Origin of the sequence: Parafrankia sp. EUN1f, from assembly GCF_000177675.1 — a bacterium.
In the GTDB taxonomy this organism is placed as follows: domain Bacteria; phylum Actinomycetota; class Actinomycetes; order Frankiales; family Frankiaceae; genus Parafrankia.
In genome coordinates this window covers 1-1,325 of the sequence record NZ_ADGX01000364.1, presented here as the reverse complement: position 1 = coordinate 1,325, position 1,325 = coordinate 1, and the positions used below count along the sequence as shown (strand labels likewise).

The 1,325-nt window shown below is 69.9% G+C and carries 1 protein-coding gene; it reads right to left on the bottom strand.

The window, feature by feature from the left end; translation table 11 throughout:
- Positions 1-533: 533 nt before the first annotated feature.
- Positions 534-1,325 (bottom strand): hypothetical protein (locus FREUN1FDRAFT_RS39090; protein ID WP_006545988.1); only part of this gene is annotated, 792 nt, incomplete at its 5' end.

Here is a 1,325-nt window from a genome sequence, read left to right as displayed (position 1 = left end):
AGTGACCACCGGTCGCCGCTGAACGGCTGGTCGACGTCCGTGAGTGCGCCTGCCTCATCGGGTACCTGCCGGGCAGGCTCCTGGTTCGGGGATTCGATATCGTCCCCACTGATTTGCGTCATGGCACTTCCACCTGCCTGGCTGCGTCATGCCATCCGGACGTCCGGGACCGCCGGTCTGGCCATCGCACGGCGGCGATGAAAACGTGGACGACGCTCCCCTTCGTCATCCAGCGCCACAATCGCCGATCGGACATCTGGGACATTAGGCCAAACCGCGCTTGTGCGCCATAACCGAGGTCACATACCCAAACCTACATGCCCCTCGAAGGTGCCAACCCGGGTGCACACCAGAAAGTCGAAAAAGAATTAACTGCATAGTCGCTGTGCACTTAGTGGGATGACCTTTGCCCCGCCGTTCCAGCCGAAAGTCGCTGCCGGACAGGCGGAACCGGCCGCTGCCGCCGGATGGAAAGGGCCGGCCGCGGCGGACGGACGTTAAACAGACGTCACACCTGAGAGAATCGTGCCAGATCAGGCCGGGCGGCCCGGCCCGCCCGATCCCAGCAGTTCCGATAGCCCATCGGCGTAGGTGCGCAGGCGTTCGACGTCAGCCGTGAGCTCCGCGAGCCGCGGGGACGAGCCCGCGACCGTGACCGTGCCGACGATCTGCGTGGCCGCGGCCAGCAGGCCGTCGAGCAGGTCCGCGGCCTGGTCCATGCCCGCCAGCAGCCGGGCGGAGGTGGCGCCGATCTCGGCCCGCACCGCCCGGTCCGACACCGCACGCAGCGCGGACTCGCAGGCCAGGACCCTGCGAGCGGTCGATCGGAGGTCGTCGACCAGGCGGGCGGCAGTCTCGGTGGCCCGCAACACCTGCGCGGCGGCCGGACGAGCCTCGACCGCGAGCAGCAGGGCGGCGAGAGCGGCCAGCCCGGCCTCGCCGCGGCGCAGCGCACGCGCGGCTGCGGACCGGCGTATCTCCATGGCCTTCAGCGGAGCGACGCACGGCACGGGCAGCCCGGTATCCGGAGACGTTCGGAACTCCCGAAACGACACAGCGGCCTGAACGAGGGCTGCCGCACCGAAACCGAGCCAACCCCATTCATCGGCGGCGACGGCCGCCACCGGCGAGGCGGCAGCGGCGGCGGCCCAGATCCGGGCGGAATTCAACGCACGCCGACGGGCCCGCCGGAACGGCCGGTCGAGCCGGCGGCGCGAGTTCTCGAACGAACGACGTTCGACGTCCGCCCGCAGCCAGTCCGGAAGACCGGGAGTGACCGCCGCGGCCGCACCGGAGAAGCCGAATCCGCCAGCGTTGCCAGCAAG